General features: G+C 69.8%; 7 protein-coding genes. 3 read left to right on the forward strand and 4 right to left on the reverse strand.

The genetic code is table 11. The features are described from left to right. On the forward strand, nucleotides 1-230 hold a 230-nt coding region (locus tag D7V93_RS34580; protein WP_443652007.1), incomplete at its 5' end, for an oxidoreductase. 21 nt (nucleotides 231-251) lie between these two features. Here D7V93_RS34580 and D7V93_RS34585 read toward each other — a convergent pair. Together D7V93_RS34585 and D7V93_RS34590 are read right to left on the reverse strand one after the other, a co-directional pair. Further along, nucleotides 252-1,055 (reverse strand): type VI immunity family protein, encoded by an 804-nt coding sequence (locus tag D7V93_RS34585; protein WP_158623934.1) that lies wholly within the window; start codon nucleotides 1,053-1,055, stop codon nucleotides 252-254. 92 nt (nucleotides 1,056-1,147) lie between these two features. Next, nucleotides 1,148-1,957, reverse strand: coding sequence for a hypothetical protein (locus tag D7V93_RS34590; RefSeq protein WP_120647436.1), 810 nt, complete (start codon nucleotides 1,955-1,957; stop codon nucleotides 1,148-1,150). Nucleotides 1,958-1,988: 31 nt separating this feature from the next. Between D7V93_RS34590 and D7V93_RS34595 the strand changes: the two genes are divergently transcribed. Together D7V93_RS34595 and D7V93_RS34600 are read left to right on the forward strand one after the other, a co-directional pair. Next, entirely contained in the window at nucleotides 1,989-2,837 is an 849-nt protein-coding gene (locus D7V93_RS34595) for an MBL fold metallo-hydrolase (protein WP_120647437.1), read from the forward strand. A gap of 31 nt (nucleotides 2,838-2,868) precedes the next feature. Further along, nucleotides 2,869-4,044 carry an FAD-dependent monooxygenase gene (locus D7V93_RS34600; protein ID WP_120647438.1) on the forward strand — a complete coding sequence of 392 codons (1,176 nt, stop codon included), beginning with the start codon at nucleotides 2,869-2,871 and terminating at the stop codon, nucleotides 4,042-4,044. Nucleotides 4,045-4,050: 6 nt separating this feature from the next. Here the strand turns inward: D7V93_RS34600 and D7V93_RS34605 are convergent, their stop codons facing one another. Then, nucleotides 4,051-5,610 (reverse strand): mucoidy inhibitor MuiA family protein, encoded by a 1,560-nt coding sequence (locus D7V93_RS34605; protein WP_120647439.1) that lies wholly within the window; start codon nucleotides 5,608-5,610, stop codon nucleotides 4,051-4,053. Further along, the gene (locus D7V93_RS34610; RefSeq protein ID WP_244237683.1) at nucleotides 5,610-6,638 is read right to left on the reverse strand and encodes a DUF4139 domain-containing protein; all 1,029 of its coding nucleotides are present in this window, start codon (nucleotides 6,636-6,638) and stop codon (nucleotides 5,610-5,612) included. Before D7V93_RS34610 ends, D7V93_RS34605 begins: the two co-directional genes overlap by 1 nt. Nucleotides 6,639-6,727 lie beyond the last annotated feature (89 nt).

Below are 6,727 nucleotides of genomic sequence, written 5' to 3' on the forward strand. Positions count from 1 at the left end.
ACCAGACGCCGCTCGCGGAGAAGGTGCGCAAGGACACGGGCCTCCTCACGGGCGCGGTGGGGATGATCCGCTCCGCGATGCAGGCGGAGCACGTGCTGGCCACGGGGCAGGCGGATGTCGTCATCCTCGCCCGAGAGCTGCTGAGGGATCCGTACTGGCCGCTGCGCGCCGCGAAGGAGCTGCACGCGGACGTCCTCTGGCCGCACCAGTACGAGCGCGCGAAGAACTGAGCTGGGAACAGGGACGCCGGCTCAGTCGAGGAACCGGCGCTCCCACCGTAGGAAGGCATCCTCGGGGCTGAACCCCGGGCAGGACTTGGGATGGTACGCCCAGGGTTCGAGGACCCGGGCCAGCTCGCGGTAGGCCGGCAGTGGCTGGTCGGGGCCTCCCCCCTCCGGGGCGGATCCCAGGGTGACAACAGCCCGGGACGCGTCCAAGGACTCCACGGTGGTTCCGGGGGCGTGAAGTTGGGCGCGTAGGAAGTCCGGACCGCCCATCTGCTTCAGCGCGGGATCGCCAATGAACGTCAGCCAGTGCGGCACGCGCAGGCGGGTGCCGATCTCCAGGGCGGTTTGGCTCAGGTTCTGGACGTCGACTCCTGGATGCGGGAGCAGTTGGGGGACGACCTCATCCATGATCCGCACCACTTCCAGGAAGCCCGTGACGGACAGTCCCGCGTGCCCGGAGCTGAAGGGCAGTGGCGCAGCCAGTGCGAGCGCGAGTTCCCGGACCCGCTGAGGACCGTGGGTCTTCAGCCAGGACAGGGGGAGACCGAATCGCACGGCAGTTACTGCACCGGGTTTCCGACCAAATATCCGGGAGTGTATGTCCTTGCCATCATATCCAAATTCATACTTTTCAGGATAGGGGGCATCATTGGTCAGGGACGCCAAGGCCCGTAGTGGATCGTGAAGCTGACCACGAACTGCCGCCCAGCCGGCGTCATCCAATCTCCACCATTCGCCATCATCACCCAGGTAATGGTTCAGGGTTTGAGGGCCGATCGCATCGAGATAGATCTGCAACGCAGAAGAGATGGACGGAACGACCTCCATGGTTGATCTTGGAAGATAGAAGCAGATGCTTACGTCCTCTTGCGTAACAGCCCTGCCGCCGCGAATGACTTGCATCCTTGGAGGTTCCATCGTCATGGGCCTGCTCCTAACCATGGGACAACTTTAAGGACTTTCTCAAGGTTGAATGCCTCACGGTAGATTTCATCTTGTCCGTATCCCGCGTAGGGATGGCCCGAGGGATAGCGTCTCCAATCAGGCCATCTTGTAATGTCGACACAAGGGAACTTGAAGTCATAGACAGCCTGGACCTGATCCGGGTGTCCCGCGTGAAGCACCACATCGGGGACAAGGGACCCTTTCAATTCTCCCATGCGTCCTTGACGCAGGATGCGGTCGACGTCAGCGGCTGACAGCCACGTCGTCTTCCCGCTGCCCTGGTCATACAGGTAGGTCGGTTCGAGGCTGAAACCGCCCGGTCGCAGCTTGTTCAACTTCTCGGCGGCACAGCGCAGGGCGACGCGATGCATCTCCTCCCCGAGCTTCATGGCCCGGGTGAGGGTCCTGCCCTGTATGTCGCGGAGTTCTTCCATACATTCCTCGGGAGTCGGGCGCGTTCCTCCATGGCGTTCGAGAATGACCTCGGTCCGGGCGTGGTTCGCGCATTCTTCCAGCGCCGTCGTGACCTCCTGCTTCAAGGCGTCATCCAGGATCTTCAACGCCGCGACCGCGGAGCCTCCCGCCGTCGCGAAGGTCCGCACCGCTGTTGGGAGCACGGCCTCCTGTCCCGCCGCCTGGGCGCATGAGGCGGGCTGGTGCCGGCAGGTGTTCGTCGCGGAGTCGAGCTGGTACTGCTTGCGCGCATGCGCTCCCCCGCAGCCCTGGAGCAGCACCGCGAGCCCCAGAAGCCACACGGTCCACGACGGCCTCAAACGCACGAGCACCTTCCCTCCGAAGACCGCATAAGCTTTCCCCATGCTGACCGAGGTGCAGGCGGGACCCTATACTGTGCGCGGTGTGTCCGTGGGCGGCGTGTACACGTCACTCCTGGTGCCGGAGCTGGGGGTGCTGCTGGATGCCGGCATCCCCATCCGCTCCTTCGCTGGCGCGGACCGCATCTTCCTCAGCCATGGCCACGCGGACCATGCCAGCGCCCTGGGTTCACTCCTTGGCATCCGTGCTCTGGTGGGGAAGGGGCCTCCCCTCGTCTATCTGCCCGCGGAGATAGAAGCGCCCGTCCAGGAGGCCATCGCGGCCCTGGCGCGACTTCACCGCATGAAGGCGGAGATCCACACCGTTCCCCTCCGCCCCGGTGACACCACGAAGCTCCAGCAGGACCTGTGGGTGCGTGCCTTTCGCACGCACCACCCCGTGCCCTCGCTGGGCTACCAGTTCCTCCGCCGTGTCTCCAAGCTCAAGCCCGAATACCGCGAGCTGCCTCCCGCGGACATTGGCCGCCGCCGGCTGGCCGGGGAGCCCCTCTTCGAGGAGGTCGAACGCCTGGAGCTGGCCTACTGCACCGACACGCTCTCCAACGTGCTGGAGCGCCAGCCATCCCTGTTCGACAGCCGCGTGCTCATCCTCGAATGCACGTTCATCGACGCGGAGCGCACCGTGCGCGACGCGCAGGAGCGGGCCCACATCCACCTGGAGGAGATCGCCTCCATGGCGGACCGCTTCCAGAACGAGGCCCTCGTCCTGATGCATTTCAGTCAGGCTTACAGCCCCGCTCAGGTCCACGCGACCCTCAAGGCCCGCCTGCCAGCCTCCCTGCTGGAGCGCGTGCGAGTCTTCGCTCCGGACTCCGGCCGCTGGTTCGGTTGACCTCCAGCGCCGGCCTTCCTGAAAGGCCGCCATGACCTCGCCTTCCGCACCGTCTCCGTCCGCTCGCCACGTCCTCATCGCGGGGGCCGGCATCGGGGGACTCACGCTGGCGTGCGCCCTCCACCGCGCCGGCCTGCGCGCCACCGTCTTCGAGCGCGCGGACGCACTGCGACAGGTTGGCGCGGGCCTCATGGTGCAGATGAATGCCGCGCTCGCCCTGCGCCGCATCGGCCTGTGCGATGCGGTGGTCGCCGAAGGGGCTCGGGCCCAGCAGGCCGTCATCCTCGTGCCATCCGGAGCCCGCCTCTCCGAAGTGGACGTGGGAGGAATCCAACGCGAGCTGGACGCGCCCATGGTGGCGATGCACCGCGCCCGCCTCCAGGCGGTCCTCCACGCCCACGCGGGCCCGGCGGAGACCGTCCGCCTGGGGATCGCCGTGACGGGCTTCCAGGGCGACGGAGGCCAGGTCACCGTGTCCCTGTCCGATGGCACCACCGCTTCGGGGGACGTGCTGGTGGGCGCGGATGGCCTGCGCTCCGCCGTCCGCTCGGGCCTGCTGGGCGAACAGCCCACCCGGTACTCCGGCTACACGAGCTGGCGCGGCGTGTGCCCGTCCGCGGACCTCGTGACACCCGGGCGCTTCAGCGAGACGTGGGGGCCCGGTGCGCGCTTCGGCATCGTGCCCATCGGCCATGGCGAGGTGTACTGGTACGCCACGATCAACGCCCCCATGGGGGCGGAGGATGCACCGGGACAGACGCTCGCCGTCCTGCGCGAGCGCTTCGCCGGATGGCATGCGCCCATCGCGGACCTGCTCGCGGCGACGCCTCCCGAACGCGTCCTGCGCACGGACATCCACGACCGTCCGCCGCTCCAGAAGTGGAGCCGGGGCCGGGTGACGCTCCTGGGAGACGCCGCGCACCCGATGACCCCGAACCTGGGGCAGGGCGGGTGTCAGGCCATCGAGGACGCCGTGGTGCTGTCGGAGTGCCTCGCGGCCCCGGGCCCGGTGGAGGACGCGCTGCGTGCCTACGAGGCCCGCCGGGTGAAGCGCGCCAACCAGATGGTCGTGCGCTCGCGGCGGATGGGCCGGATGGTCCAGTGGGAGAACCCGGCCGCCCGCTTCGTGCGGGATGCGCTGCTCCGGCTCGTCCCCACGCGCATGGCCGTGCAGCAGATGCGGGACCTGGTGCGCTCCACGTCCTGAGCCCGCCTACAGGCCCGCGACCTTCGCGGCGCTGGCGACCGTGAAGCCGAAGGCCAGCGTCTGCCGGGAGCGTGGCGCGACGTCCAATTCGAAGCGCACGATGCCCTCCGGGCTCACCTTCGTGGGCGCGGGCTTCGTGGCGTCCTTGAGCAGCGCCACCTCCACCGCCTCCACCTCCGACACCGGCATGCGCTCCTCCACCGCCAGCGCCGCCGGCTTCGCGCCCATGTTGGACACGAACAGCTTCACCCGCTGCGTGCGCGTGCGCCGGCCGGTGATGCGCGCGGTCTCCTCGCCCACGTCCACCTGCCGCGCCACGCGCAGCGAGTCCTCGCTGCCGAAGCCCAGCTTCACGCGCTCTCCACGGCCCGCGAACCGCAGCTGCGCGCGGCCCACGTAGCCATTCGCGCGCACCAGGTCCACCGGCCCCGCCAGCAACACCGACGGCCCGGTGTTGTCGAACCGCGCCACCCGGTGCACCAGCGGAGACTGCTCCGGACACGCCACCAGCTCCGAGGCGGCCGGAGCGGTGAACGTGAACAGCGCCACGCGGTGCGCCTCGCCATCCGATGGCACCGTCGCCAGATGGGGCGCCGACAGCGTCACCGGCTCGCCTCCGTCGTCCATGCCGGGCAGCGCGTCCGCGGCCTTCGCCACCCCGGCCTCGCCCGTCGTCTGGAGGGCCTCCTCGCGGAGGGACACGTCCACCACCTGCTTCTCGCGCACCGTCTTGTCCCGCAGCGACAGCCAGTCGTCCTGGAGCCTGGGCGGCGTGGCGCCCAGCGTGGGCCTCGCCGTGGAGAAGGCCAGCGTCACGTCCTTCCACGCCTCGCCCGTGTTCTGCCAGACGACGGCCTCGCACTCCATCGTCACCGTCGTCGCCTCCGCCGTGAGGCGCAGCGCCGCGCGGTAGGCCGGACGCCACGCGGCGCAGGGCACCAGGTACGTCAGCGTCAGCGTCGCCGTGCCTCCCCCAGCGTGGCTCACGTCCAGCTCCGCGCGCACGTCCAGCGTCGGCTCCGGCGGCTGCGTGCGCGCGAGGATGTCGCGCGTCTCCTGCTGGTGCTGGCGCTGCAGGCGGCTCTCGTGACGGCGGGCCTGGCGGAGCGCATCGTCCGTCGCCGTCAGCTCCTGGCGGAGCGTGTCGAGCTGCTCCTTCCAGTGATGGGGGGCCGCTTCCCCCGCGCCGGTGCGCTCGGCGATGGCGCGGAAGACGTCCTCGCGCGCGGCCTGCACCAGGGTGCGCTTCACCTCCAGGCGACGCACCTCCGCCTGGGCGCGCTGCAGCCCCTGCTCGTGCTCGAAGGCGCGGCGGGCCAGCTCCGTGTGCTGTTCGCGCAGGGCCTCCGGCAGCACGGCCCGCTTCGAGCGGCGCAGGCTGGCCTGCGTCACCACACCGCCCGCCAGCTTCGCCTGGAGCGAGCGGTCCACCGCCACCGCCGGCAGGCCGTCCACCACGAGGCGGGCGGTGCCCTGCGGCAGCGACACCTCGCCCCTGCGCTCGATGAGGGCCCGGTCCTCCAGGACGGTGACCTTGACCACGGGCAACACAATGGAAGTGTTCATCACGTCCTCCGGTTTCCGCCGAGCAGCATCTTGCTGGCGGGCAGCTTCACGACCCACGTCGCCTTCATCGAACGCTTCTCTCCGGCCGGGACGCTCACGCGCCAGACGCGCTCGCCCTCCACCACCGCCTCACCCGGGATGGGCGTGGGCTTGTGCCAGGGCGGGGCGACCTCCGTCTCCTCGACCTTGATGTCCTTCTGGGATTCAGGGACCGCGCCCACGCGCTCGGAGACGGCGATGACCGCGGGCCGGGAGAGGTGGTTGGCCACCTCCACCGAGACGTGGTGCGTGAGCACCGTGCTGTTGCCGAACATGCCGCCCGTGGCCTCGTCGAAGCGCGTGTTGCGCGCCACCTGGAGCGCCTCCTCCACGCCCAACCCCAGCCGCTGCGTCTCCCCGGGCCCCAGGGTGGGCAGCGGGGACGTCATCAGGAACTCATCCTCCAGCGTCACGTCCACCGGCCCCGCGAGCAACGGGTGCGGCGTCGGGTTGTCCAGGCGCACCGTGCGGAAGACGCGCGGCTCCACCGAGGGCACGCACACGTACTCGGCCTTCAGCTCCACCGGCAGCGTCAACATGGGCACCGTGTGCCACGCGCCGTCCGACGGCACGTCGGTGCTCGCCTCCGCGTCGAAGCGCGCATCGAAGTACCGGGCGGACTCGCGCGGCGGAACGCCCCAGGTGGGCGGGCGCACGTCGCGCACGGCGTTGGCGGTGAAGGTGGCCTGGGCCACGAGGCTCAACACGTCCACCCGCACGCTCACGGCCGTCAGCGCCAGCATCGCCTGGGTGACGTGCGCCGGACGGGGCCGCAGCCGGCCGCGCTGCTCCGAAGCACCCGGCGGGGGCAGCGTCAGCGAATCGTAGTCGAGCAGCCCGTCCGCGGGCTCCAGGCCCGCCGCGCCGGAGCCGCCCTCCTCCTCGTCCATCCCCATGTCCGCCATCGGCGCGCCTTCGAACTCATCGTAGGCCTTGCGCTTCTTCGCGCGCTCCATCCCTCCGCCCCCCTTGGGCGAGGCCTCCTTCATGGGTCTTACGCCTCCAACCGCGACTTCGCCGGTGACACTCCGATCGGACGGCGCGGCCGACGTACGGCGCATCGGCATCCCCCCTCTGC

This window comes from Corallococcus llansteffanensis (assembly GCF_003612055.1).
Lineage (GTDB): Bacteria > Myxococcota > Myxococcia > Myxococcales > Myxococcaceae > Corallococcus > Corallococcus llansteffanensis.

What these genes read in the sequence shown, in the direction of transcription:
- D7V93_RS34585 (WP_158623934.1), bottom strand. Translation starts at nt 1,055, where the DNA reads ATGGAGGTCGTTCCGTCCATCTCTTCTGCGTTGCAGATCTATCTCGAT.
- D7V93_RS34595 (WP_120647437.1), top strand. Translation starts at nt 1,989, where the DNA reads ATGCTGACCGAGGTGCAGGCGGGACCCTATACTGTGCGCGGTGTGTCC.
- D7V93_RS34600 (WP_120647438.1), top strand. Translation starts at nt 2,869, where the DNA reads ATGACCTCGCCTTCCGCACCGTCTCCGTCCGCTCGCCACGTCCTCATC.
- D7V93_RS34605 (WP_120647439.1), bottom strand. Translation starts at nt 5,610, where the DNA reads ATGAACACTTCCATTGTGTTGCCCGTGGTCAAGGTCACCGTCCTGGAG.
- D7V93_RS34610 (WP_244237683.1), bottom strand. Translation starts at nt 6,638, where the DNA reads ATGAAGGAGGCCTCGCCCAAGGGGGGCGGAGGGATGGAGCGCGCGAAG.